This is a genomic window from Nonomuraea roseola (assembly GCF_039535395.1).
Taxonomy (GTDB): Bacteria; Actinomycetota; Actinomycetes; order Streptosporangiales; family Streptosporangiaceae; genus Nonomuraea; species Nonomuraea roseola.
The window spans coordinates 2,371,478-2,394,617 of sequence record NZ_BAAAXC010000015.1 but is presented as its reverse complement, the minus strand read 5'-3'; the positions used below and the strand labels follow the sequence as shown (position 1 = coordinate 2,394,617).

Annotated in this window: 26 protein-coding genes; 20 read left to right on the top strand and 6 right to left on the bottom strand. The window is 69.8% G+C overall.

The window, feature by feature from the left end:
• Positions 1–2: 2 nt before the first annotated feature.
• Positions 3–1,868, bottom strand: coding sequence for a molecular chaperone DnaK (dnaK, locus tag ABFX55_RS34530; protein ID WP_346126911.1), 1,866 nt, complete (start codon positions 1,866–1,868; stop codon positions 3–5).
• Between the two features lie 167 nt (positions 1,869–2,035).
• Between dnaK and ABFX55_RS34525 the strand changes: the two genes are divergently transcribed.
• The 4 genes from ABFX55_RS34525 to ABFX55_RS34510 all read left to right on the top strand — a co-directional run bounded on the left by ABFX55_RS34525 (position 2,036) and on the right by ABFX55_RS34510 (position 5,685).
• Complete coding sequence (locus tag ABFX55_RS34525) at positions 2,036–2,572, top strand: RNA polymerase sigma factor (RefSeq protein WP_346126910.1); 537 nt, start codon at positions 2,036–2,038, stop codon at positions 2,570–2,572.
• Positions 2,565–3,689: a CU044_5270 family protein gene (locus ABFX55_RS34520; protein ID WP_346126909.1), complete on the top strand. Its 1,125-nt coding sequence runs from the start codon at positions 2,565–2,567 to the stop codon at positions 3,687–3,689. The genes ABFX55_RS34525 and ABFX55_RS34520 overlap by 8 nt, the downstream gene beginning before the upstream one ends.
• A gap of 386 nt (positions 3,690–4,075) precedes the next feature.
• Positions 4,076–4,609, top strand: a complete 534-nt coding sequence (locus tag ABFX55_RS34515) for a SigE family RNA polymerase sigma factor (protein ID WP_346126907.1) — start codon at positions 4,076–4,078, stop codon at positions 4,607–4,609.
• On the top strand, positions 4,606–5,685 hold the full coding sequence (locus tag ABFX55_RS34510) for an ABC transporter substrate-binding protein (protein WP_346126906.1): 1,080 nt from the start codon (positions 4,606–4,608) through the stop codon (positions 5,683–5,685). Before ABFX55_RS34515 ends, ABFX55_RS34510 begins: the two co-directional genes overlap by 4 nt.
• Before the next feature lie 152 nt (positions 5,686–5,837).
• On the opposite strand, the gene ABFX55_RS34505 is transcribed toward ABFX55_RS34510, so the two are convergent.
• On the bottom strand, positions 5,838–6,494 hold the full coding sequence (locus tag ABFX55_RS34505) for a dihydrofolate reductase family protein (protein WP_346126905.1): 657 nt from the start codon (positions 6,492–6,494) through the stop codon (positions 5,838–5,840).
• 224 nt (positions 6,495–6,718) lie between these two features.
• Positions 6,719–7,267 (bottom strand): GNAT family N-acetyltransferase, encoded by a 549-nt coding sequence (locus tag ABFX55_RS34500; protein WP_346126903.1) that lies wholly within the window; start codon positions 7,265–7,267, stop codon positions 6,719–6,721.
• Between the two features lie 247 nt (positions 7,268–7,514).
• Between ABFX55_RS34500 and ABFX55_RS34495 the strand changes: the two genes are divergently transcribed.
• Positions 7,515–7,673 (top strand): hypothetical protein, encoded by a 159-nt coding sequence (locus tag ABFX55_RS34495; protein WP_428834776.1) that lies wholly within the window; start codon positions 7,515–7,517, stop codon positions 7,671–7,673.
• Positions 7,674–7,675: 2 nt separating this feature from the next.
• Entirely contained in the window at positions 7,676–7,993 is a 318-nt protein-coding gene (locus ABFX55_RS34490) for a hypothetical protein (RefSeq protein ID WP_346126902.1), read from the top strand.
• A gap of 89 nt (positions 7,994–8,082) precedes the next feature.
• Here the strand turns inward: ABFX55_RS34490 and ABFX55_RS34485 are convergent, their stop codons facing one another.
• On the bottom strand, positions 8,083–8,541 hold the full coding sequence (locus ABFX55_RS34485) for a hypothetical protein (RefSeq protein WP_346126900.1): 459 nt from the start codon (positions 8,539–8,541) through the stop codon (positions 8,083–8,085).
• Positions 8,542–8,642: 101 nt separating this feature from the next.
• Between ABFX55_RS34485 and ABFX55_RS34480 the strand changes: the two genes are divergently transcribed.
• The 14 genes from ABFX55_RS34480 to ABFX55_RS34415 all read left to right on the top strand — a co-directional run bounded on the left by ABFX55_RS34480 (position 8,643) and on the right by ABFX55_RS34415 (position 21,522).
• On the top strand, positions 8,643–9,530 hold the full coding sequence (locus tag ABFX55_RS34480; RefSeq protein ID WP_346126898.1) for a proline dehydrogenase family protein: 888 nt from the start codon (positions 8,643–8,645) through the stop codon (positions 9,528–9,530).
• A gap of 54 nt (positions 9,531–9,584) precedes the next feature.
• Positions 9,585–10,379 carry a pyrroline-5-carboxylate reductase gene (proC, locus tag ABFX55_RS34475; RefSeq protein ID WP_346126896.1) on the top strand — a complete coding sequence of 265 codons (795 nt, stop codon included), beginning with the start codon at positions 9,585–9,587 and terminating at the stop codon, positions 10,377–10,379.
• A 76-nt stretch (positions 10,380–10,455) separates the two neighbouring features.
• Positions 10,456–11,805, top strand: a complete 1,350-nt coding sequence (locus ABFX55_RS34470) for an efflux RND transporter periplasmic adaptor subunit (protein ID WP_346126894.1) — start codon at positions 10,456–10,458, stop codon at positions 11,803–11,805.
• Positions 11,802–12,521, top strand: coding sequence for an ABC transporter ATP-binding protein (locus ABFX55_RS34465; RefSeq protein WP_346126893.1), 720 nt, complete (start codon positions 11,802–11,804; stop codon positions 12,519–12,521). The genes ABFX55_RS34470 and ABFX55_RS34465 overlap by 4 nt, the downstream gene beginning before the upstream one ends.
• On the top strand, positions 12,518–13,807 hold the full coding sequence (locus ABFX55_RS34460) for an ABC transporter permease (protein WP_346126892.1): 1,290 nt from the start codon (positions 12,518–12,520) through the stop codon (positions 13,805–13,807). The genes ABFX55_RS34465 and ABFX55_RS34460 overlap by 4 nt, the downstream gene beginning before the upstream one ends.
• Entirely contained in the window at positions 13,804–14,967 is a 1,164-nt protein-coding gene (locus ABFX55_RS34455) for an acetoin utilization protein AcuC (RefSeq protein ID WP_346126891.1), read from the top strand. The genes ABFX55_RS34460 and ABFX55_RS34455 overlap by 4 nt, the downstream gene beginning before the upstream one ends.
• A 342-nt stretch (positions 14,968–15,309) precedes the next feature.
• Complete coding sequence (locus ABFX55_RS34450; protein ID WP_346126889.1) at positions 15,310–16,092, top strand: phosphatase; 783 nt, start codon at positions 15,310–15,312, stop codon at positions 16,090–16,092.
• Between the two features lie 312 nt (positions 16,093–16,404).
• Entirely contained in the window at positions 16,405–16,608 is a 204-nt protein-coding gene (locus tag ABFX55_RS34445; protein ID WP_026214222.1) for a helix-turn-helix domain-containing protein, read from the top strand.
• Between the two features lie 223 nt (positions 16,609–16,831).
• Positions 16,832–16,930: a 30S ribosomal protein bS22 gene (locus tag ABFX55_RS34440; protein WP_018654693.1), complete on the top strand. Its 99-nt coding sequence runs from the start codon at positions 16,832–16,834 to the stop codon at positions 16,928–16,930.
• Between the two features lie 20 nt (positions 16,931–16,950).
• Complete coding sequence (locus ABFX55_RS34435) at positions 16,951–17,931, top strand: NAD-dependent epimerase/dehydratase family protein (protein WP_346126887.1); 981 nt, start codon at positions 16,951–16,953, stop codon at positions 17,929–17,931.
• A complete protein-coding gene (locus tag ABFX55_RS34430) occupies positions 17,928–18,818 on the top strand; it encodes a lysophospholipid acyltransferase family protein (RefSeq protein ID WP_346126885.1) in 891 nt (296 codons plus the stop codon). The genes ABFX55_RS34435 and ABFX55_RS34430 overlap by 4 nt, the downstream gene beginning before the upstream one ends.
• Positions 18,819–18,905: 87 nt before the next feature.
• Complete coding sequence (locus ABFX55_RS34425; RefSeq protein WP_346126884.1) at positions 18,906–19,487, top strand: RNA polymerase sigma factor; 582 nt, start codon at positions 18,906–18,908, stop codon at positions 19,485–19,487.
• A 2-nt stretch (positions 19,488–19,489) separates the two neighbouring features.
• Positions 19,490–20,533 carry an LCP family protein gene (locus ABFX55_RS34420; RefSeq protein WP_346126882.1) on the top strand — a complete coding sequence of 348 codons (1,044 nt, stop codon included), beginning with the start codon at positions 19,490–19,492 and terminating at the stop codon, positions 20,531–20,533.
• A 26-nt stretch (positions 20,534–20,559) separates the two neighbouring features.
• Entirely contained in the window at positions 20,560–21,522 is a 963-nt protein-coding gene (locus ABFX55_RS34415) for an alpha/beta fold hydrolase (RefSeq protein WP_346126880.1), read from the top strand.
• 37 nt (positions 21,523–21,559) lie between these two features.
• On the opposite strand, the gene ABFX55_RS34410 is transcribed toward ABFX55_RS34415, so the two are convergent.
• Together ABFX55_RS34410 and ABFX55_RS34405 are read right to left on the bottom strand one after the other, a co-directional pair.
• Entirely contained in the window at positions 21,560–22,432 is an 873-nt protein-coding gene (locus ABFX55_RS34410; RefSeq protein ID WP_183652132.1) for an HAD family hydrolase, read from the bottom strand.
• A 59-nt stretch (positions 22,433–22,491) separates the two neighbouring features.
• Entirely contained in the window at positions 22,492–23,130 is a 639-nt protein-coding gene (locus ABFX55_RS34405) for a DUF5667 domain-containing protein (protein ID WP_346126878.1), read from the bottom strand.
• Positions 23,131–23,140: the final 10 nt, after the last annotated feature.

The window sequence follows — 23,140 nt, the reverse complement described above, 5'->3', positions numbered from 1 at the left end:
CGTCACTGGTCCTTCTTGGGCTGGTCTTCGTCCACGATCTCGGCTTCGACGACGTCGTCGTCGCCGTCCGCCTTGGCCTGCGCGGTGGTGTCGTCACCCTCGGGGGCGGCGCCCGCCTGCTGGTTCTGGGCGTAGATCGCCGAGCCCATCTTCTGGCTGACGGTGGCGAGCTTCTCGGCCGAGTTGCGGATCGTGTCGGTGTCGGTGCCCTCCAGAGCCTTCTTCAGCTCCGCGAGCGCGTCGTTCACCTCAGTCTTGATCTCGCCGGGAACCTTGTCGTCGTTCTCGCGGAGGAACTTCTCCGTCTGGTAGGCGAGACCGTCCGCGTTGTTGCGGACCTCCGCCTCCTCACGGCGCTTCTTGTCCTCCTCGGCGTACGACTCGGCCTCGCGCATCATGCGCTCGATGTCGTCCTTCGGCAGCGCGGAGCCGCCGGTGATCGTCATCGTCTGCTCCTTGCCGGTGCCGAGGTCCTTGGCGGAGACGTTGACGATGCCGTTCGCGTCGATGTCGAAGGTGACCTCGATCTGCGGGATGCCGCGCGGAGCCGGGGCGATGCCCGTCAGCTCGAACGTGGCCAGCTTCTTGTTGTAAGAAGCGATCTCGCGCTCGCCCTGGTAGACCTGGATCTGCACCGACGGCTGGTTGTCCTCGGCCGTGGTGAAGACCTCGGAGCGCTTGGTCGGGATCGTGGTGTTGCGCTCGATGATCTTGGTGAAGATGCCGCCCTTGGTCTCGATGCCCAGCGACAGCGGGGTCACGTCGAGCAGCAGGACGTCCTTGACCTCACCCTTGAGCACGCCCGCCTGCAGGGCGGCGCCGATGGCGACGACCTCGTCGGGGTTGACGCCCTTGTTGGGCTCCTTGCCGCCGGTGAGCTCCTTGACCAGCTCGGAGACGGCGGGCATACGGGTCGAGCCGCCGACGAGCACGACGTGCGCGATGTCGGAGACCTTGATGCCGGCGTCCTTGATGACCTGGTGGAACGGGCCCTTGGTCCGCTCGAGCAGGTCGGCCGTCAGGCGCTGGAACTCCGAACGGGTGAGCTTCTCGTCCAGGTGCAGCGGGCCCTCGGAGGAGGCCGTGATGTAGGGCAGGTTGATGTTGGTCTCGGACTGGCTGGACAGCTCGATCTTGGCCTTCTCCGCGGCCTCACGCAGGCGCTGGAGGGCCATCTTGTCCTTGGCCAGGTCGACGCCGTGGGCGTTCTGGAAGCGCTTGACGAGCTCGTCGACGACGCGCTGGTCCCAGTCGTCGCCACCGAGGTGGTTGTCGCCCGAGGTCGCCTTCACCTCGACGAAGCCGTGGCCGTCCTCCTGGCCGACGTCGAGCAGGGACACGTCGAAGGTGCCGCCGCCGAGGTCGAAGACGAGGATCGTCTGGTCCTGGTCCTTGTCGAGACCGTAGGCCAGCGCCGCCGCGGTCGGCTCGTTGATGATGCGGAGCACGTTGAGGCCCGCGATCGTGCCGGCCTCCTTGGTGGCCTGGCGCTGGGAGTCGTTGAAGTAGGCCGGGACGGTGATCACCGCGTCGGTGATCTTCTCGCCCAGGTAGGCCTCGGCGTCCTGCTTGAGCTTCTGCAGGACGAAGGCGCTGATCTGCTGCGGGGAGAACTTCTTGCCGTCGATCTCCTGGGACCAGTTGGTGCCCATCTCGCGCTTGACCGAGCGAATCGTCCGGTCCACGTTGGTGACGGCCTGGCGCTTGGCCACTTCGCCCACCAGGACCTCGCCGTTCTTCGCGAAGGCGACCACGGACGGCGTGGTCCTGGAGCCCTGCGCGTTCGCGATGACAGTGGGCTCACCGCCCTCGAGGATCGAGACGACGGAGTTGGTCGTCCCCAGGTCGATACCTACCGCACGTGCCATGAGTACGTCCTTGTAGTCAAAGTTGAGCTGATGAGGCTCAACCTATGAACGGCCGGATGGTTTGTCAAACGAGTTGAGCCTACCCGACTCAACCCCGATCCTCGTGAAAGCATTCCGGGCTTTCGGGAAAAAACGGGTGACTCACATCCCGAACGAGGCGTGGTGCCATGACAGTTCCCCCTTCGACCGCGCAGGACGCGACCACCTGGATGGAACGGACCTTCGACGAACACTGGCCCGAGGTGCACCGGTACATCGCCCGCAGGCTCTCCTCCGACGTCGCCGACGACCTGGCGGCAGAGGTGTTCCTGGTGGCCGTCCGCGGCGGCTACGACCCGTCCAGAGGCGAGATCAGGCCGTGGCTGTACGGCATCGCCACCAACCTGGTGGCGAAGCACCGCCGTGCCGAGGTCAGGCGATGGAAGGCGCTCGGCCGTACCGCCGAGCCGAGAGCGGAGAGCCACGAGGACACGACGCTCGCGCGCGTCGCGGCAGGGGCGCTGACCGGCAGGCTGGCGGGGGCGCTGGCCGGGCTCAAGCGCGGCGACCGCGACGTGGTCTTACTGATCGCCCTGGCGGGCCTCACCCACGCGGAGGTGGCCGAAGCCCTCGGCATCCCCTACGGAACCGTCGCGTCCCGGCTGAACAGGGCGCGCAAGCAACTGCGGAAGACACTCGGCGACCTGGAGGATCACGATGGATGAGATCACGCTGCTCTCGCAGTCGCTGCCTGACGCGCCGCCGCCGTCGGCGGAGGCCACCGCCAGGGCCAGGGCGAGCGTCCTGGCGGCGGAGCGGGCTTCCACCCCGGCGCGGAAGCCGGCACGTGATCGGCGCGGCAGCCGGTGGAGCTGGGGCTGGACGGTCGGCGCGGCCCTGGCCACGGCGACGGTCATCACGACCGTGATCGTGCTGGTGTCGACCATGGCCCCGGTCGCCGCTCCGGTCTTGGCACGCCCCACGGGCATCGACCTCCTGCTGCAGGCGGCGGAGAACGCGTCGAGGCAGCCGCCGGCGGACGGGGCCTACTGGCGCAGGACGCAGATCGGCGGAGGGCTCCTGCGCACCGGCGAGCCGCCGTACACGCTGCGGGCGGAGGAGTCGACCGAGCTCTGGCAGCCGCGGGATCCGGCCACCCCCGGCATGATGGAGAGGAGGACGCGCTCGGTGAGGCCCGCCTCGCCGCAGGACGAGCAGGCGTGGCGCGCGGCGGGCGCGCCCGAGCGGGTGCGGAACATCTGCCCCTCCGGAGCGGGCTCCTGCGCGTCCGTCAAGGTCAGCGCCGTGCCGACGGACTGCTCCTACCGGTGGACGCGGGATGGTCGTGTGCCCGAATACGGAGTCGGGAAGTTCACCGTCGAAGATCTGCGGAAGCTGCCCGACGACCCCGACCGGTTGCGCGAGGCGCTGAGGCCGTACCACCGGACCTGGTACGACAACGGTTTCACGCAGAGCTTCGAGGATTTCCTCCCGTCCACGGCCTCGCTGCTGTGGATGCCGATCGAGCCTGGGACCAGAGCCGCGCTGCTGCGGATGCTCGCGACGCTACCGGGCACCAAGGTGCACGGTGAGACGGTGGACCCGCTGGGCAGGCCGGGGATCTCCGTGTCGTTCGACGACGCGCGCGGGACGGTGTCGTTCGGGAAGGAGGAGGTCGAGATCCAGGGTCGCACCGTCATCGACCTGGCGACCGGGGCGCCGCTCGCCGACCTGGACCTCGCCGTCGACACGGGCAGGATCATGGGTTACGAGGCGCTCGAGAGCGCGCGGTGGACCGACTCGGCGCCCCAGGAGCCGAGCAACTGCAAGAAGTTGAAGTGACGCCCTGGCCTTTTGGGCCGTGCCTGGTACCTCTCGCCAACCCCCCGGTTGCGCGTTGTAGCCAAGCCCTTCCTTTCTGCTGGTAGCTCCCGGGGCTCTGCTGGTAGCCGTGATCGCCAGCGTCGGCATCGACGCGGGCGAGGCGATCCGCATCGTGCAGGCGGCTCTGACGTCCGGCTCGGCAGCACCGGCCTCGTCATGACGGCGACCCGGCCGCGGGTCACGTCGCCGGGCGCACGACGCCGGCGTGGCGGCCGATGTCCGCCGTATTCCAGCGGGGCCCCCTTCCAGGGTGGGAACGACTCTCCCCTCCTTTTTCTGAAGGACGGTGCCAACCTTTCGGCGCGCCGGCGGCGTCTGGAGATTGACCGATTTGAGGAGAGACGTTGGATCGCAATGCCAGCTTCCGGGCGTTCGTCGATGCTCACCAACGCCCGTTGATGCGCCTGGCATATCTGCTGACCGGTGAGGTACACCTCGCCGAGGATCTCCTGCAGAGTGTGCTGGTCCGGATGATCGGGCGATGGCCGAGATTACGCCACATCGACAGGCCGGAGGCGTACGCCCGCAAGGCCCTGGTGAACCAGTACATCTCATGGCGGCGGCGGCGTGTCACCGGCGAGGTGCCGAGCGCGGAGCCGCCCGAGCGGGCCTATTCGCCGGAGGACTCCACCGTCCTGCGGATCGTGCTGCGCCAGGCGCTCATGCGGCTCACTCCCAAGCAGCGCGCGGTGATCGTGCTGCGCTTCTACGAGGACCGCACCGAACGCGACGTCGCCGACCTGATGGGGTGCTCGGTCGGCACCGTGAAGAGCCAGACGCATCACGCCCTGGCCCGGCTGCGCACGCTGGCGCCGGAACTGGCGCCCAACCTCCCTGCGCTGGAGGATCCCGCTCACATGAAGGAGGCGCGCCGATGACCTGGCTGGGAGACGCCCTCGGGCGCATCGCGGACGACATGCCGGACCGGGACCTGGGCGCCCGGGCGATCGAGATCCACCAGCGCAGGCGGCGCAACCTCATATCGCTCACTGCGGCGGCCGTGGTCGTCGTCACGGTGCTCGCCGCCACCGTCGGCGTCCGGGCGCTGCTCGGCCCGCCACAAGAGACCGCCGTTCCGGTGAGCCCGCCCGAGCAGACCACGATCAGAGTCGGGGTGGTGCCGAGCGCGGCGTCGGCGCCGCTGTACCTGGCGAACGCCAAGGGATACTTCGAGCAGGAGGGGCTGACGGTGGAGCCGCAAGTGCTCGTCAGCGTCGCCCATGCCATGCCCCTGGTGAGCAGGGGTGACCTGGACCTCGGGCAGACCGACTACTACATGACGTTCGTGGCGGCCGAGCGGGGCATACCGCTCAAGATCGTCGGAAGCCTCTACCAGGCACAACCGGGGACCACCGGCCTCGTGGTCAGGGCCAGGTCCGCGATCAGGTCGGTGGCCGACCTCAAGGGCAAGAAGATCGGCGTCCCCTACCTGGGGAGCATCGAGGCGTTCGCGCTGCAGGCCACGCTGGAGCGCGCCGGCCTGGGGATGAGCGACGTCAAGCTGGTCGAGACTCCCCTGCCCGAACTGATCACCGGGATGGAGAAGGGCCGGTTCGCGGCGGCTCTGCTGGTCGAGCCGTTCGTCACCCAGGGCGTCGCGGAGAGGCGCACGCGGCTGTTGGCGGACCCGATGACCGGGAACTTCGCGGGGCTGCACACGGCGGGGTGGATGGCCACCGACGACTGGGTCCGGCGCAATCCGGCCACGCTGGCCGCGTTCCGGCGCGCGCTCGCCAAGGCACACCGTCTGATCGCGAGCGACCCCGGGCAGGTCGAGGCGATCCTGCCGTACTACATCAGGACCACCAAGCCGACGGCCGTGAAGATCAAGCAAGGCGCGTATCCCGCCACGCCGGACATGAGGGAGCTGCGGCGGCTGGCGGACCTGGCGCGCGAGAAGAAGTGGCTCAAGAGCCCGCTCGATCCGCAGGACGTCGTCGTGCCCTCCGGGTAGTCGCATGGGACCGGGGAGGCAGCCCTGAGGTCCCCCAGGCCGGGGGAGATTATTCCGCTGGTCCGATGTGGCGCGGATGGCTCCTGAGGCATCTTCGATCTTGATGGGAAGCCGAACGTGGCGAGCCGGCCCACCACCACTTCACGATCGAGTCAGGCGATTTCCTCCTTGCCGTCCTCGACCACGAACTCACCGACGCCGGTGGTGCCGAACGCGGCACTGCTCAGGGTGACCGCGAGTGCGCCCCCGCCGCCGTTGAGCACCTCGGATTCGGTGATCCGGTAGGTGGCCGGTACCGCGCCGTCGGCGAACAGGCGCTTGCCTTCACCGACGACCACGGGGACCTGAAGCAGGCGGTAGACGTCGACCAGGCCGGCGTCGTGCAGGCTGCGCACGAGCCGCCAGCTGCCGTGCACCTGAAGCTCACCACCCGGCTGCTCCTTGAGCTTGCGCACCTGCTCGACCACGTCGCCGCCCCGCAGCACCGTGGTGTTCCCCCAGGCCGCGTCTGCGTCAGACAGCGTGTTGCTGACGACGTATTTCGGCCAGTTGTTGAGGGCGGTGGCCACGATGTTGCCGGGGTCGGTCACCTGCGACCAGTAGGTGCGCATCATCTCGAAGGTGGAACGGCCCAGCAGGATGGCGCCGGCCTTCTTGAACCACTCGCCGATGGGCGCGAGCTGGCCCTCCATGCTCTGCGGCACCAGCCAGCCGCCTCGCTCGAAGCCGTTGTCACGGTCCTCCTCGAACCCGCCCGGCCCTTGCATGACGCCGTCGAGGCTGATCATGGTGTGAACGCTGAGTTCCATGGTGTTTCTCCTTGGCGCTGTCGCTGTTGGTTCGACAGTGCCCGCAGAGCCTTACGGTTTCCTCGCCAAAAGCTTCAGGGCGGCCTTAAGTCGGCTGGTTACGGTGGTGTTGAGACGGCCCTGACGCCGTTCGAGCTGGCACAAAGGCACTGAACCCCGCCGCACCACCTGACCGGCTACACCCGGTCACGGCCCGGCATGTCCACGAAACCCCAACGCGAAGATCAGAGGGAGGCCTTCGAGGCCGGCTTCCAGTCCTGGACGAGCAGCCCGAGCAGCACCTGGTCCAGGAACTCGCCCATCACCCAGGCCGAGGAGCGCAGCACGCCCTCGCGGACGAAGCCGTTGCGCTCGGCGGAGCGCAGCATCGCGGCGTTGTCCGACAGCGTCTCGATCTGCAGCCGCTGCAGGCCGCGCACGACGAAACCGTAGTGGCACAGCACCGCGACCACGTCGGTGCCGTAGCCCTTGCCGCGGGCCGACGGCAGCAGCCCCAGCCCGATGTGCGCGGACCGGTTGTGGTTGTCGATGCCCCACAGCGTCGCGGTGCCGACCAGCGTGCCGCCGTCCAGCTCCACGACCGAGAACGGGACGTGCCCCTGCTCCGTGTCGTCCACCACGAGCCGCGGGTCCTTCGAGCCGGGTGTGATCGGCCGCCACGGCCGGCCTTCGGCCCGCGAGCCGTTGACCACGTCGTCGTAGAGCTCGGTCAGCAGGATCGGAATGTCGTCCTCGTACCGAGCCCTGAGCCCGACTTTGTCACCTCTCAGCATGCAAGTTTCCTATCCGACCGGGCTGTCCGGCGGCAAACCAAGTCCATCCTGACCGGCGCTCTCCACCGAGTCCGCAGACAGGCACGCCGTGCCTCATTCGCCCCAATCCGCTATGCGGCGATACATCACCCGAGCTGTGGGATGCGGCATTTCGCGAAGATCGGAGGTTGATAGACAAGCTAACAGCCCTGGCCGGCGCTGGTGGTGATCTATCGCGCACAGTCGAGGACCGGCGGCGGGACCCGGCATGGTCGGCACCCTGCATCCCGTCTTGATCGGTGCCGCGAGGACGAATAGCCTGATCGCCGTGCTGCCGGAAGGTGGGGCCGAGGCGATCGCGTCACGCGAGAGCTCCGACCACGACGAGCTGCTCGACCACGCCGCCATGGAGTTTGGGACCGACTGACGATGAGCGCGGAAGAGGATTTCAAGCAGGTCGGCGCCGAGCTGGCCGACCTGGGTGTACGGATCTCCAGCATGATGGGGAGTCCCGCGCTCAAAGACCAGGCGGGGAAGGTGTTCGCGAGCCTGCAGCGCGACGGCGCGATGGTGTTCCGGCTGGTCAGGGACACCCCCGAACACGCATCCGCGCTCCAGCTGGCCGGGGCGTCCCTGTTCGACCCCTCGGGGCGGGGCAGGGCGATAAAGGACTGGGTGGTCGTGCCCCACTCCTCGGCCGAGAAATGGACGGATCTGGCCGAGGCCGCCCTCAGCCGCCCACGCTGATCAGTAGGCCACGTCGACGGTGGGGCGGTGGGCGCCCTCGGCGGCCACCCACCAGCCGGCGGCGTTCCTGACCTCTCAGGTCAGTACACCTAGCGTTGCTTGCCGCCGTCGACGATCTTGCGCTTGCCGATCGGGGCCTTCAGCTTGACCGTCGTCGTCTTCTGAATGGCCATCATGATGCAGGAGACGTCCTTGGCCTTGGCGGCCGTGCCCTCGTAGAGGGTGATGGTCACCCGCCGGGAGGTCTCCTTCACCTTGACCCTGTCGAGCACCGTGCACGGCTCGACGCCCGACCACCAGACGAGCTTGACCTTGCGGCCACGGTCGAAGGCCTTGGCGCCGGTGAAGGGCACCTTGCGCGTGTTGACGGTGTCGCCCACAGGCTTGACCGCCTTGGGCGGCGGCGTCGGGGACTGCGAGGGAGTGGTGATCACCGGCTGGGCGGTGACGGACTTGTGGGGGACCGTGTGGCTGGCGGCGCCGGTGGCGGCCGCGCCACAGCTCGCGGTCAGCATCAGGCATCCGGCCAGCAGGGCTGTTCTACGCATATCCCTAAGACGGATCCGGGGAGGGCCGGGTTCACGCCATGCCGTGGCCGCATCGGCGCGGGGTCGGTGATCGAGGAGCTTCGGAGGTCTAGGCTGGATATGTGCTGCGTCACGTCCTTCTTGCCGCCTCGCGAAGTAAGCGCGCCGAGCGCGTGGTGTCCTCGTCTCCTCTGACCAGACAGGTGGTCAGGCGCTACGTGGCCGACGACGTCGGCGCCGTGGTGCGCGACCTGACCGACAGGGGCCTGCTCGTCACGGTCGACCACCTGGGCGAGGAGGTCGCCGACAGGACCCAGGCCGACCACGAGGTGCGCGCCTGCCTCGCGATGCTGGAACGCCTGCCCGAGGGGGCCGACCTCTCGGTCAAGCTGACGGCGCTGGGCCTGCGCCTGTCGGAGCAGCTGGCCCTCGACAACGCCGCGTCGGTCTGCGAGGCGGCGGCGGGCAGGGGCCTCACGGTCACCCTCGACGCCGAGGAGTACGACACCGTCGAGGCCCAGATGTCGATCCACTCCACGCTGCGCAAGGAGCACTCGGAGGTCGGCGTGGTCGTGCAGGCCTATCTGCGCGACGCCGTCGAGCGCTGCAAGAAGCTTGAAGGCTCCAGGGTGCGGCTGTGCAAGGGCGCGTACAGCGCGCCGGAGGCGCTGGCCCACTCCTCGGCCAGGGAGATCGACCGCAGTTACGTCCGCTGCCTCAAGGTGCTCATGGAGGGCGCCGGCTACCCGATGGTCGCCACGCACGATCCCCGCCTGATCGAGATCGCCTCGGCGCTGGCGGTGCTCCACGGACGCGACTCCACGGCCTTCGAGTACCAGATGCTGTACGGCGTGCGCCCCGCCGAGCAGGAGCGCCTGGCCGGGCTCGGCGCCAGGATGCGGGTGTACGTGCCCTACGGCGACGACTGGTACGCCTACCTCATGCGCCGCCTGGCCGAACGCCCCGCCAACCTGGCCTTCTTCCTCCGCTCTCTCGTGTCACGCGGCTAGCCGGCCGGTGGGATCCCCGCGCGGTCGTTTCGGCAGCCTGGGTAGGCTTCCCGCATGATTGCGATTCTGGGAACCGGCAAGATGGGCGAGGCCCTTCTGTCGGGGCTGCTGCGGGCCGGGTTCAAGCCGGGCGACATCCTGGCCACCGCGCGCAGGGACGAGCGGGCCCAGGCGCTGCGCGAGACCTACGGGGTGCGGACGGTGTCCAACTCCGAGGCGGCCAAGACCGCCGACACGCTGATCCTGGCGGTGAAGCCGCAGGACATGGCCGCGCTGCTGGCCGAGATCGCCCCGTACGTGCCCGCCGACCGCCTGGTCATCTCGGCGGCGGCCGGCATCACGACCGCCTTCGTCGAGCAGCGGCTCGGTGTGGACGTGCCGGTGGTCAGGGTCATGTCGAACACGCCGATCAGGTTCGACGAGGCGATGAGCGTCATCTCGGCCGGCGCGCACGCGGGCGAGGAGCACCTCCAGCTCACCGAGAACCTGCTGAAGCCGGTGGGCAAGGTGCTGCGGATCCCCGAGTCGCAGCAGGACGCCGCGACGGCGCTGTCGGGCAGCGGGCCGGCCTACTTCTTCTACCTCGTCGAGGCGATGGTCGACGCGGGCATCCTGCTCGGCATGCCGCGCGCGGCGGCGCTGGACATGGTGACGCAGTCCATCGTGGGCGCGGCGATCATGCTGCGCGACTCGGGGGAGCACCCGGTGATCCTCCGCGAGGCGGTCACCTCGCCGGGCGGCACGACGATCGCGGCGATCGCCGAGCTGGAGCGTCACAGCGTGCGCGCGGCCTTCCTGGCCGCCATCGAGGCCGCCCGCGACAGGGGACGCGAACTGGCCTCCGGCTGACCCCGTGCCCGGACCCCACCCGCGGTGAGAGGGGTCCGTCAGGCGGCCGCCTGACCCTGCCTTTACCCTAGGCCGGGTGACGGTCCGTCGCGGGTTACCCCCGCTGCTCGTCCTGTTGGCGGTGACCGGCTGCACGGCCGACGAGCCGCCCGCCTACCAGCTCGCCGAGGTGAAGCGCGCCCCGGTCACCGAGGTCGTCGAGGCGCCTGCCACGATCGGCGCCAGAGCCACCGCGACCCTGCGCGCCTCCGCCCAGGGCACGGTCGGCAAGCTCTACGTACGCGACGGCGAGAAGGTCGCCAAGGGCCAGATCCTGGCCAGGATCCGCTCCCCGCAGGCGGTCAGCCAGCTGAGCCAGGCGCGCGGCGCGGCCAGGCCCCCCGCCACGCCGGCCGCGCCGAGGCTCAGCGTGGCGGCCTTCGACACCAGCGCCTTCGACCGCAAGGTGCTCGGACACTTCGCCAGGGCCAGGTCCGAGGCGCGCAAGGTCGAGGACAAGGCCGCGCGCAGGCAGCTGCTGTCGGCCATCTCGCTGGCCGAGACCCAGCACAGGGCGCAGAAGCAGGCGCTCTCCCAGATCACGGCCTCGCTCAACCGCACGATCAGCGGCTTCACCAGCCAGCTGACCAGCGGGCTCACCTCGTCCATGTCGTCGCTGCAGGCGGCCTCGCGCACGCAGGCCAAGGCGGCGGTCAAGGCGGCGGAGTCGACAGTGAAGGGGCTCACGATCAAGGCGCCCTTCGGCGGCGTCGTCACGCTCGGCCGTCCCTCCGGCGGCGGCGGGTCCAGCGGGCTGAGCGGGCTGCTCGGGCAGATCCCCGGCGCCTCCGCCGCGCAGCTGCCCGCCGTACCGTCGGGAGGGTCGTCGGGCGGCGGCTCTCCTGTGGCGACCGGGGTGCCGGTGTCGGCGGGCGACCCGATCGTCACCGTCACCGACGTCTCCAGGCTGACGCTCTCCGCCGACGTCGACGAGACCGACGTGCTGCTGGTCAAGCCGGAGACCCGCGCGGAGGTCGAGCTCGACGCCGTGCCAGGCGCCACCTACACCGCCAGGGTGACCGGCGTCGGCGTCCAGCCCATGCAGGCCAGCACCGGAGGCGTCAGCTATCCGGTGCAGCTCGCGCTCGGCTCCGGCGTCTACGACGACGGATCCAAGGCGCCCACCCCCAAGCCGGGCATGAGCGCGGTCACCAGGCTCACCGTCCGCGAGGCGCAGGACGCCGTCGCGGTGCCCGCCTCCGCGGTCGTCTCCAGCGGGCGCGAGAGCGTGGTCTGGGTCTCGGCCGACGGTACGGCCCAGCGCCGCGTGGTCAAGCTCGGCGCCCAGGGCGAGGCCGTGGTCGAGGTGGTGAGCGGGCTGACGGTGGGCGAGCGCGTCGTGGTCAAGGGCGCCGACGCCGTACGGCAGGGCCAGCGGCTGTCATGAGCGCGGCCCTCGAGGCGGTCGACCTCAAGCGCTCCTACCAGCTCGAAGGCGTGTCGGTCGAGGCGCTGCGCGGGGTGAGCCTGCGGATCGAGCCCGGTGAGTTCGTGGCGATCATCGGGCCTTCGGGTTCGGGCAAGTCGACGTTGATGCACCTGCTCGGCTGCCTCGACCGTCCCACGGCGGGAGCGCTGCGCGTTAACGGGGTGGAGATGTCGGGGCTGTCCGACACCTCGCTGGCCGAGCTGCGCAACAGGACGATCGGCTTCGTCTTCCAGTCGTTCCACCTGCTGGGCCGTACGTCGGCGCTGGACAACGTGGCGCTGCCGCTGGTCTACAGGGGCACCGGCAAGACCGAGCGGCGCGACAGGGCGCGCAGGGCGCTGGAGGCGGTCGGGCTCGGGCACAGGCTCGACCACAGGCCCTCGCAGATGTCGGGCGGCGAGCAGCAGCGGGTGGCGATCGCCAGGGCGCTGGTGGGCGAGCCCTCGGTGCTGCTGGCCGACGAGCCGACGGGGAACCTCGACACCCGCAACGGCGACGAGGTGATGGCCATCCTCGACAGGCTGAACGCCGAGAGCGGGGTGGCGATCGTCCTGGTCACCCACGAGCCGGAGGTCGCCGCCCACGCGCGCCGCCAGATCCACGTGCGCGACGGCCTGATCGAGCTCGACACCGCGCTCGGGGATCGTGCGCGGGACGAGGGCGGGGCCAGGTGAGGGGGCGCGAGGCGTTCTTCATGGCGCTGGAGGCCCTGCGGGTCAACCGCCTGCGCAGCGTGCTCACCATGCTCGGCGTGATCATCGGCGTCCTGGCCGTGGTGATCCTCGTGGCGATCGGATCGGGCGCGAAGAACGCCATCGAACGTGAGATCTCCGGCCTCGGCAGCAACATCATCCTCGTCGTCCCCGGCCAGCTCAGCGTCGGCGCGGCCCCGACCCAGAGCAGGTTGAACCTGTCCGACGCCGCGTTCGTCCGCCGCGTGGTGGGCGACCCTTCCAAGGTGACCGTCTCCGTCCAGTCGGGCGAGACCGTGCGAGTGGGCAGGACGGAGGCGTTCGTCACGATCGTCGGGACCGACGAGAATCTGCCCAACATCTTCCAGCGTCCTCTCGACAGGGGCCGCTACCTGACCGAGACCGACGTCGACACCCGCCGCAGGGTGACGGTGCTCGGCGCGGAGGTGGCCGACCAGCTCTTCGGCGACGTCGACCCGGTCGGCAGGCAGATCACCGTCTCGGGGGCCCGCTTCCGCGTGGTCGGCGTCTACACGACGGTCGGCGCGACCTTCGGCGTGGCCCGCGACAAGGAGGTCCACGTCCCCGTCACCACCGCTCAGCGGCTGATCGGCGCCGACAGGATCAACGGCATCGCGGTCGGCGCCTCGGGTCCCGACGAGATCGAGCCGCTCCAGCAGAAGGTGGTCGCCGCGCTGAGCGAGCGCTATCCGGGCGAGCGCTTCTCCGCCGTCACCCAGACCCAGCTGCTGGGCACGATCGGCAGCGTCCTCGGCATGCTCACCGGCGTGCTCGCCGCCATCGCGGGCATCTCCCTGCTGGTCGGCGGCGTCGGCGTCTCCAACATCATGCTCGTCAGCGTGCGCGAGCGCACACGGGAGATCGGCCTGCGCAAGGCGCTCGGCGCCCGACAGCGCGACGTCCTGACCCAGTTCCTCATCGAGGCCGTGCTGCTGACCACCATCGGCGGCCTCCTCGGCATCCTGCTGGGCGTGGGGGGGCGCGCTGGCCATCCAGGCGGTCACCCCTGTGCCCGCCGCCATCACCTGGTGGTCGATCGCGCTGGCCTTCGGCGTCTCGGTGGCCGTCGGCGTCTTCTTCGGCGTCGCCCCCGCCCGCAGGGCCGGCCGTCTCGACCCCGTCGTCGCCCTGCGCGCGGAGTAGGTCAGGTGACCGTCCTGCGGGCGGGGGTGGCGTGGTCGTCAGGGCCGGATGACGCGCGGGTGTTTCGCCCCTGTCACCGGCGCTGCGGTAACGTCGGCCCATGAGCGAGTCGGTGCGAGTCGTCTGGGACGACGCCCTCACTGCCTATGACTTCGGCCCAGGACACCCCCTCGCTCCCGTCAGGGTCGAGCTGACCATGGCGCTCGCGCGCGAACTGGGCGTTCTCGACAGGACCGAGGTGGTCGGCTGCGCGCCCGCCACGGACGACGAGCTGGCGCTGGTCCACAAGCGCGACTACATCGAGGCCGTCAAGCGGGTCTCCGTCGACGGCAGGCCCGACCTGGCCGCGGGGCTCGGCACCTCCGACAACCCCGCCTTCGCGGGCGTACACGAGGCCTCCGCGCTGATCGCGGGGGCGTCGCTGGCCGCCGCCCGCTCGGTCTGGGAGGGTACGGCCGAGCACGCCGTCAACGTCGCCGGCGGTCTGCACCACGCCATGGCCAACACGGCCAGCGGCTTCTGCGTCTACAACGACCCCGCCGTGGCGATCGCCTGGCTGCTGGCCCAGGGCGCGTCGAAGATCGCCTATGTCGACGTGGACGTCCACCACGGCGACGGCGTCCAGGCCCTCTTCTACGACGATCCGCGCGTGCTGACGATCAGCCTCCACGAGAGCCCCCGCACGCTGTTCCCCGGCACGGGCTGGCCCGAGGAGACGGGCGCCGACGGCAGCGCGGTCAACGTGGCGCTGCCCGCCGGATGCGGCGACGAGGGTTGGCTGCGCGCCTTCGGCGCGATCGTGCCGCCGCTGCTGAGGGAGTTCGAGCCGCAGATCCTGGTCACCCAGCACGGCTGCGACAGTCACGCGCTCGACCCGCTGGCCCACCTCATGCTCAGCCTCGACGGCCAGCGCACCGCCTACGAGGCCCTGCACCGCCTCGCTCACGAGACAGCGGGCGGCCGATGGATCGCCACAGGGGGCGGCGGCTACGAGCTCGTCCAGGTGGTTCCCAGGGCGTGGACGCACCTCATCGCGGAGGTGTCAGGCCACCCGATCGCCCCTTCGACGCCGACGGGCCCCGCCTGGCAGGCGCTGGTGCGCGAGCGCACGGGAGAGGCGCCGCCGCTCACCATGACCGATGGCCGCACGCCCGAGGTCAGCGACCTGTCGGGCGGCTACGACCCCGCCGACGCCGTCGACCGCGCGATCATGGCGACCAGGAACGCGGTCTTCCCCTCGCACGGCCTGGACCCGCTGCCGTAGCCAGGCCGGTGTGGCCGGGCACGCGCCCAGGCGCTTGAGCTCGCGCCAGACGGAGACGGTTCTCTCGGTCTTCTCTCGGCGTTTTCATGGCCGCGAACAAAGGCGGAAGCCGTGGTCCGAGGAAAGGCCGGCGTGCGGACCGAGAAAGCAGGCGAGGAAATGCGGCCGGCCTTTCGGCTCCGTCCGGCGGGTGCGCGGTCCGCGCAGGCCCCGGGTGATGGGGCGAGGAAGGGCCCTCGGTGTAGGAGCCCCAGGAGGGCGGTTCAGGAATTTCACGGTATGAGAGGTGGTTTGGACCATTCAAGGAGCGCGTAGGCTCCGGTGAGTGAAAAGGAGAGGTAAGTGCTGAGCCGCGACGAACTCCGCGAGCACCTGATCCGCACGCGCATCGCCGGAGATGTCGCGACCAGTCGCGAGAACAACCTCGATCACTATCGGTCGGTCGCCAACCGCGATCCCTACTTCCTCTTCGGCCTGACCAGCCTCCAGAACTGGTCATACCGCGACGTCCTGGCCCAGATGGCCAAGTCGGCCGGCGTCGTCGCCGATCCTGGTCACCGTGACGGCCAGGACACCATCGACCCCGACAGGACGATCGACGCGCTCGACCTCATGGCCGACAGGATCGCCTCCGCTCTGACCAAGCCCTCGCCCCGCATCCTCTTCGCCACGGGACATCCCACCGGGCTGCTCGCCGTCCACCTGCCGTTGGCGGCGGCGGTGGTGGCGAGGGGCGCGACGCTGCTGACGCCCGCCGAGGACTGGACCTACTGGGGCGCCGGATTCGGCAGGAAGCGCAAGATCCGCTATCTCGGCGACGTGGCGATGCTCGACGACAGGGGCGGCTTCGTCCACACCCACGACTCCGCGCCCATGGAGGCGATGCTCGCCGAGCTCGGTGACGATCGCCCCGACCTCGTCGTCGCCGATCACGGCTGGGCCGGCGCGGCAGGTGAGGCGGGCATCCCGACCGTCGGATTCGCCGACAGCAACGACCCCGCGCTCTTCCTCGGCGAGGCCGAGGGCAAGATCGATGTGGTGGTTCCTCTTGATGACAACGTGCTACCGCGCTATTACGCACCGTTGACAGAGCGGCTCGTCACACGTGTCTCACGTGCCCTTTGAGTCGAATTCGGCCCTCCCTATACCGTCTTTTCGCGCCTGCATTCCAAGAGGCTCGTCGTCCCTTTGCCAACTTTTGAGGGGGGCTGGGCGACTCTTATGTGTACGAAGTTGGACGGTTCCAACGTCCAGGCGAGGGGCTCTGCCCGGCTGCTGGCCAGCAAGTTCGCTGGTTCGGCTGACAGGTGGCTCCGATAACTGAGAAAATAGGGGGTTTGCGCACTCGGAGTCCCGACTTACGCTGACGGCAGTACACGTGCGTGAGCAATGGCACCAGTGGGGATAACCCGGAAACACGTGCGGAAGAGGCGTCCGATGGGTGCAGGCGAAAGACCTCTCAGCGAGGTGAAGTTCCTGACGGTGGCGGAAGTGGCCACGGTCATGCGGGTGTCCAAGATGACGGTGTACCGACTGGTGCACTCGGGCGAGTTGCCGGCCATCCGAGTCGGCCGGTCGTTCCGAGTGCCCGAGCAGGCGGTGCACGACTACCTGAGGGAGGCCTACATCGAGGCTGGATAAGCCCTGATGCCGGTCCCTCTGCGGTGAGACACCCGCCTGCCGTCCAGGCGGGCGGGACGGGCCGCAGGGTCCATTCGAGGTAGCGGTGTGATCGGTGGTCACATCGCGAATGCTGGCGCGGGTCACCCCCAGGGGGCGATCTACCGTGGATCGCCGGTAGTCTGTTGACCCGGTGTGCGCTCGCACATCGGTTCAGCCTTGCTATCAGTAACCTGGGGGTCCCGTGGGCTCTGTCATCAAAAAGCGCCGCAAGCGGATGGCCAAGAAGAAGCACCGCAAGCTGCTGAAGAAGACCCGCATCCAGCGGCGTAACAAGAAGTAGACGCAGTCTGTGAGGCGCCGATGACCCACACCGTGCTTGTCACCGGGGTCTCGCGCCACATCGGCGCCCGGGTGGCGAGCGTTCTCGCGGCAGACCCGGGCATCAGCCGCGTCATCGGAGTGGACACCGTGCCGCCCCCCTCTCTGACCAGAGAAGGCGGCATCTCCCTCGGCCGGACGGAGTTCGTCCGGGTGGATCTACGCAGCCCCGACATCGCTCAGGTGATCGCGGCTGCGGACATCGACATCGTTGTGCACATGAGTCTCGTCAGCGCTCCCTCCCGGAGCGCGGGCAGGGCCTCCATGAAGGAGCACAACGTGATCGGCACCATGCAGTTGCTGGGTGCCTGTCAGCGGTCGGCGACAGTTCGTCGCGTGGTGGTTCGTTCCACCACCGCGATCTACGGTTCGTCGCCGATGGATCCCGCGGTGTTCACCGAGGACGTCGAACCTCACGACAGCCCGTCCCACGGCTATGCCAAGGACGCGGCCGAGGTCGAAGGCTATGTCCGGGGCTTCGCGCGCCGCCGCCCCGACTTGACGGTGTCGATGCTGCGCTTCGCCAACTTCATGGGCCCCGGCGTCGACTCACCGCTGACGCGCTACTTCAGCCAGCCCGTCCTGCCGACGGTGTTCGGTTTCGACCCTCGCCTGCAGTACGTCCATGAGGACGACGCGGTCGAGGTGCTGCGGCGGATGGCGCTGGAGGACCACCCCGGCACGTACAACGTGGCCGGGGACGGCGTGCTGCTGCTGTCGCAGTGCGCCAGGAGAGCGGGAGCCCTGGCCCTTCCGCTGTTCTCGCCTGCCTTCCGCCTGCTCGGTGAGGCGGCCCGCAGCGCGGGCCTGGTCGACTTCTCGCCCGAGCAGCTGCGCCTGCTGTGCCACGGCAGGGCGGTCGACTGCTCCAAGCTCTTCGCCGAGCTGGACTGGAAGCCGAAGTTCACCACCGCGGCGGCCTTCGACGACTTCCTGCGTTCCAGGAAAGGTGTCATGACATGAGCGCCTCTCCCGAAGAGCGCAGGGTGATTCCCATCACCGAGGCGCCCTCCTACTCCGCGCCCGAAGACTCCCTCGCGAACCTGCTGGCCTTCGTCCGCCGCCGCATCGCCGGCGAGTACGAGGTCGACGAGTTCGGCTACGACGCCGAGCTCACCGACAAGGTGCTGCTCGAGCTCATCAGGCCTCTCTACAGGCACTGGTTCCGCGTCGAGACTCTCGCCCTCGGCAACATCCCCTCCGACAGCGGCGCCCTGATCGTCGCCAACCACTCGGGCACGCTGCCTGTCGACGCGCTGATGATGCAGGTGGCCGTGCACGACGAGGCGGGCCGCGCGCTGCGTCTGCTCGGCGCCGACCTGGTCTACAAGCTGCCGGTCCTAGGCCACCTCTCGCGCAAGACGGGGCACACGCTGGCCTGCCGCGACGACGCCGACAGGCTGCTGCGCAAGGGTGAGCTCGTCGGCGTCTTCCCCGAGGGGTTCAAGGGGGTCGGCAAGCCGTTCTCCGAGCGATACCGGCTGCAGCGCTTCGGCAGGGGCGGCTTCGTCGCCTCGGCCATCCGCGCGGGCGTGCCCATCGTGCCGACGGCCATCGTCGGGGCCGAGGAGATCTACCCGAAGATCGGCGACCTGCGCCATCTGGCGCGCGTGCTGGGCCTGCCGTACCTGCCGATCACGCCGTTCTTCCCGTTGCTGGGGCCGCTCGGCCTGGTGCCGCTGCCGTCCAAGTGGATGATCGAGTTCGGCGAGCCGATCCGCACCGACAGCTACGACGCCTCCGCGGCCGACGACCCGATGCTCGTCTTCGAGCTCACCGACCACGTGCGCGAGTCCGTGCAGCAACTGCTCACGTCCCTTCGCCTGCGTCGCGGGCACGCCTTCTTCTGACCTGCCGTACGGCACGGCGTGAACCCGGATCCCCGCTGAGGGAGAGATGTGGGGGACCACGTTGATGCCTTCGAAGGGGGCGGCCTGTTGACCGCGCCAACCCACGTCAGAGTCAGGGACGACGAGCTGATCCGAAGTTCCCTGATCGACCCCGAGCAGTTCGCCGAGCTGTTCGACCGCTATTCGGCGATGCTCTACCGCTACGTCTCCAAACGTCTGGGGCCCGAACCGGCCGAGGACCTGGTCGGTGAGACGTTCCTGATCGCGTTCGCGAAGCGCAAGAGCTACGACCCCTCCTACACGGACGCGAGACCGTGGCTGTTCGGGATCGTCACCAAGCTCCTGTCGCGCCATCACCGCAGTGAGGCGGCCCGGTACAGGGCGCTGCTGCGCGCCCCGCACGACGGGGTGTCGGAGTCGCACGTGGAGCGCGTCGTGACGGGGGTGACGGCGCGGGCCGCCAGGCCGCTGCTGGCCGCCGCCCTCGCCGCGCTGCCCGCCAGAGACAGGGACGTGCTGCTGCTGGTCGCCTGGGGCGACCTGTCCTACGAGGAGGTCGCGCGGGCGCTGTCCATCCCCGTCGGGACCGTGCGCTCCCGGCTGAACAGGGCCCGCAAGAAGGTGCGCGCGGCCCTCGGCGACACCAACCCGATGAACGAGGAGGAGTGACCATGGACGATCTGAGGATGCTCCGCGACCTCGGGCACGAGCTGCAGCACGAGCCGCCCGCGTCGCTGGCCCGCCAGCGCGACCGTTACAGGGCCTCGCCCCGCCGCAGGTTCAGGCTGGGCGGCTGGCCGGTGCTGGGGCTGGCCGCCGCCGCCACGGCGGCCGCGGTCGCCGTGCCGATGGTGCTGGTCGGCGGCCAGCAGACGCTGGCGGGCCGTACGGTGCCCGCGCCGGCGGGGGCTCGCCCCGCCAAGGCGAACCAGGCGCTCAACGTGCTGCTCATCGGTTCCGACACCCGCCACGGGGAGGGCAACGCCAGGTACGGCCCGTACAGCTCGAGGGTCGACTCGGGAGCAAGGGCCGACACACTGATCCTGCTGCACCTGTCGGCCGACGGGAAGTCGGCGGCGGCCGTGAACGTCCCGCGCGACTCCATGGTGAAGGTCCCGGCCTGCGGCGGACAGCGGGGCGGGGTGATGATGATCAATGGCACGCTCAACCAGGGCGGTCTCCAGTGCACGTGGAAGGCCATGGAGAGCCTCACCCGCCTCAGGATCGACCACGCCGTCCAGGTCGACTTCGCCGGGTTCAAGAAGCTGGTCGACGCGGTCGGGACAGTCCGCGTGGAGGTGCCGGAACCGATCGACGACCCCAAGTCGAAGCTGAAGCTTCCCGCGGGCGTCAACGAGCTCAACGGGGAGCAGGCGCTCGGCTACTTCAGGCTGCGCGCCTACGGCCACGGCAGCGACCTGGAGCGCATCGAGCGACAGCAGGAACTGCTCACCTCCCTCGTGCGGAAGCTCGGGAGCGATCCCACGCGCATCGGCGCTTTCATCGAGGTCGCGAACGAGTCGGTCGTCACCGACGAGGGGCTGGGGGTGGAGGAGATGTCCGCCATCGCGAGGGGCATGGCGGATGCCAAGATCTCCTTTCACATCGTGCCCATCGTCCCGGACCCCCGCGACCGCAACCGGGTCGTGTGGAAGCAGCCCGACGCCGATCGGCTGTTCGGGAAGCTCGCCGACGACCAGCCTATTGGACGATAAGTCCAGCAAAGGTTATCGTCGGCGGCATGACAGCGTGGAAGGTCGCCGCGGGGGTGCTGGCAGGTGTGGCCATCGGGGCCGCGGCACGCCTGCGGAGGGCCCCTGTGCCCCAGCCGCTGCGCGGGCGGGCTCTGACCGTCACCACCCCCGACGGCGTACGGCTGGCCGTCGAGGTGGACGAGCCAGAGTCGCCCGCCTGCGCCGTGGTGTTCGCCCACGGCTGGGTGCTCAACCGCCACTCGTGGCACTTCCAGCGGGAGGCGCTGGCGGGCAGGGCCATGCTCGTCTCCTACGACCAGCGAGGCCACGGCGACTCGACCGCGGGTCCTCCCGACTGCTGCACGATCGAGCAGCTCGGCGAGGACCTGCACGTCGTGATCTCCTCCGTGGTGCCGCCCGGGTTGCCCGTGGTGGTGGTCGGGCACTCGATGGGCGGGATGACGGTGATGGGGCTGGCCGCCGCCCGTCCCGAGCTGTTCGGCTCGCGCGTCGTCGGCGCGGCGTTGGTCAGCACGTCGTCCGGGCGGCTGGCCGAGAGCACGTACGGCCTGCCCGGGCTGTTCGGCAGGCTCGCGCCGAGGGTGACCCCACGCGTCATGGGCGCGCTCAGGGACCCACTGATCACCCCTGTCACCACGCTGCCCCTGACCCGCTACATGGCCTTCGGCCCCAGGGCCGAGCACCTCCGCTTCGTCAACCGCATGGTCGCGGCCACGCCCGCCGCGGTGATGGCGGGCTTCTTCCACGGCATGGCCGTCCACGACAAGCTGGCGGCGCTGTCCGCGCTCGGCGAGGTGCCCACAGTGGTCATGGTCGGCGAGCACGACCGCCTCACCCCGCTCGCCCACAGCCACAGGATCGCCGAGGCGCTGCCGTCCGCCCGGCTGGTCGTGGTGCGGGGGGCGGGGCACATGCTGGCGCTGGAGCGGCCCTCGGTGGTCAGCGCCGAACTCTCCTCGCTGCTGGAACGGTGCAGGCAGGGAGGCTGAGAGCCTGGAGCCGCGGCCCGACGGCGGCCCCGGCCGGTCAGGTGGAGCGGTAGTGGCGGCGGAGGGCGATGCCGGCGGCGATGCCGCCCGCAACCGCGCCCAGCCCCGCCGCGATCGGCAGCGCGGTCAGCGTGGCCTTGCGCCCCGTGCGGTAGTCGCGGATCGGCCACCCGTGCTTCTTCGCGTGCTCGCGCAGCTCCGAATCGGGGTTGATCGCCACCGCGTGCCCGACGAGCGAGAGCATCGGCAGGTCGTTGGCCGAGTCGCTGTAGGCGGTGCAACGGGTCAGGTCGAGGCCCTCACGTCGGGCCAGCGCGCGCACCGCCTCCGCCTTGGCGGGGCCGTGCAGCAGGTCGCCGACCAGGCTGCCGGTGTAGACCCCGTCGCGCGACTCGGCGACGGTGCCGAGCGCGCCGGTCAGCCCGAGCCGCTGCGCGATGACCCTCGCCAGCTCGACGGGGGTGGCGGTGACCAGCCAGACGCGCTGCCCCGCGTCGAGGTGGGACTGGGCGAGGGCGCGGGTGCCGGACCAGATGCGGTCGGACATCTCCTCGTCGTAGATCTCCTCGCCGAGCCGTACGACGTCCTCGACCTTGCTGCCGGCGACGAACGCGAGAGCCGTCTCCCTCGCCACCGCGATGTGCTCGGGGTTCTCGTTGCCGCGCAGGCGGAAGACCGCCTGGCCGACGGCGAACTTCATCAGGTCGGACGAGGTGAACATGCCGCGGGTGGCAAGGCCCCTCGCGAAGTGGTAGATGGACGCGCCGCGCATCATCGTGTTGTCCACGTCGAAGAAGGCGGCGGCCTGGAGGTCGGGATCGGCGGGGAGCGTGGCCACGGCGGCGGCTGCCGCCACCTCTCCGGCCATCTCCGCCTCGGTCGCACGTTGCCGTCGAAGTAGCCGCCTCATAGCCTGACAGCTTAACCGGCACACGTTACCGAAGCCCGCGCTCCGCGTCGTACGTGCGGCTAGCCAGGCGGCAGTCTGAGGCCGTCGATGTAGTCGAGGTAGCCGCTGGCCTGCTCCTGATCCACGTCGTTGAGCCGCTCCAGCATGGGATCGACCGCCTTGTGCTGCTCCTCGACGAATTGGTTGATCTTCTCCTGGTCGCGGGGGGCGGCTCTGTCCATCCGCTCCATGGCCGAGCGCGTGCTCTCCTCCATCTCCTGGAGGGTGGCGCCGACGTGCGGGCCGCCCCCGCCCGCGTCGAGCAGCGCCCTGAGCTCCTCCGCCCGCTGCGCGGCGGCCTCCAGTTCGCCACCGGCCTTGTCGGGGTTGAGCTCGCTGATCGCGCCCTCGGCCGCCCGCTTGAGCGGGTAGAGCATGTCGCCAGGCACCGACCTGGAGGTCACCATGACGGACAGCACCATCACCATCGCCATGCCCGCAGACAGGGCGGGGGTCAGCCATCGTCGCTGCCACAGCCCCTGCCTTCGCCGTTGGCCGCGCCGTTCGGGAACGGGCGCGGCGAAGGACTCGGCCATGAGGGTCTCGCGCAGCCTCGCTCTGAACGCCGGATCGGGACCCGGGCCCAGCGGGAGGTTGTCCCCCAGGTCGGTGAGTTGGCGCAGAAGGTCATCATGGCGCCGTTGCCGCGACCTACCCATGAACGCTCCC

What these genes read in the sequence shown, in the direction of transcription:
- dnaK (WP_346126911.1), bottom strand. Translation starts at nt 1,868, where the DNA reads ATGGCACGTGCGGTAGGTATCGACCTGGGGACGACCAACTCCGTCGTC.
- ABFX55_RS34525 (WP_346126910.1), top strand. Translation starts at nt 2,036, where the DNA reads ATGACAGTTCCCCCTTCGACCGCGCAGGACGCGACCACCTGGATGGAA.
- ABFX55_RS34520 (WP_346126909.1), top strand. Translation starts at nt 2,565, where the DNA reads ATGGATGAGATCACGCTGCTCTCGCAGTCGCTGCCTGACGCGCCGCCG.
- ABFX55_RS34510 (WP_346126906.1), top strand. Translation starts at nt 4,606, where the DNA reads ATGACCTGGCTGGGAGACGCCCTCGGGCGCATCGCGGACGACATGCCG.
- ABFX55_RS34505 (WP_346126905.1), bottom strand. Translation starts at nt 6,494, where the DNA reads ATGGAACTCAGCGTTCACACCATGATCAGCCTCGACGGCGTCATGCAA.
- ABFX55_RS34500 (WP_346126903.1), bottom strand. Translation starts at nt 7,267, where the DNA reads ATGCTGAGAGGTGACAAAGTCGGGCTCAGGGCTCGGTACGAGGACGAC.
- ABFX55_RS34495 (WP_428834776.1), top strand. Translation starts at nt 7,515, where the DNA reads ATGGTCGGCACCCTGCATCCCGTCTTGATCGGTGCCGCGAGGACGAAT.
- ABFX55_RS34490 (WP_346126902.1), top strand. Translation starts at nt 7,676, where the DNA reads ATGAGCGCGGAAGAGGATTTCAAGCAGGTCGGCGCCGAGCTGGCCGAC.
- ABFX55_RS34485 (WP_346126900.1), bottom strand. Translation starts at nt 8,541, where the DNA reads ATGCGTAGAACAGCCCTGCTGGCCGGATGCCTGATGCTGACCGCGAGC.
- proC (WP_346126896.1), top strand. Translation starts at nt 9,585, where the DNA reads ATGATTGCGATTCTGGGAACCGGCAAGATGGGCGAGGCCCTTCTGTCG.
- ABFX55_RS34465 (WP_346126893.1), top strand. Translation starts at nt 11,802, where the DNA reads ATGAGCGCGGCCCTCGAGGCGGTCGACCTCAAGCGCTCCTACCAGCTC.
- ABFX55_RS34455 (WP_346126891.1), top strand. Translation starts at nt 13,804, where the DNA reads ATGAGCGAGTCGGTGCGAGTCGTCTGGGACGACGCCCTCACTGCCTAT.
- ABFX55_RS34445 (WP_026214222.1), top strand. Translation starts at nt 16,405, where the DNA reads ATGGGTGCAGGCGAAAGACCTCTCAGCGAGGTGAAGTTCCTGACGGTG.
- ABFX55_RS34435 (WP_346126887.1), top strand. Translation starts at nt 16,951, where the DNA reads ATGACCCACACCGTGCTTGTCACCGGGGTCTCGCGCCACATCGGCGCC.
- ABFX55_RS34430 (WP_346126885.1), top strand. Translation starts at nt 17,928, where the DNA reads ATGAGCGCCTCTCCCGAAGAGCGCAGGGTGATTCCCATCACCGAGGCG.
- ABFX55_RS34420 (WP_346126882.1), top strand. Translation starts at nt 19,490, where the DNA reads ATGGACGATCTGAGGATGCTCCGCGACCTCGGGCACGAGCTGCAGCAC.
- ABFX55_RS34415 (WP_346126880.1), top strand. Translation starts at nt 20,560, where the DNA reads ATGACAGCGTGGAAGGTCGCCGCGGGGGTGCTGGCAGGTGTGGCCATC.
- ABFX55_RS34410 (WP_183652132.1), bottom strand. Translation starts at nt 22,432, where the DNA reads ATGAGGCGGCTACTTCGACGGCAACGTGCGACCGAGGCGGAGATGGCC.
- ABFX55_RS34405 (WP_346126878.1), bottom strand. Translation starts at nt 23,130, where the DNA reads ATGGGTAGGTCGCGGCAACGGCGCCATGATGACCTTCTGCGCCAACTC.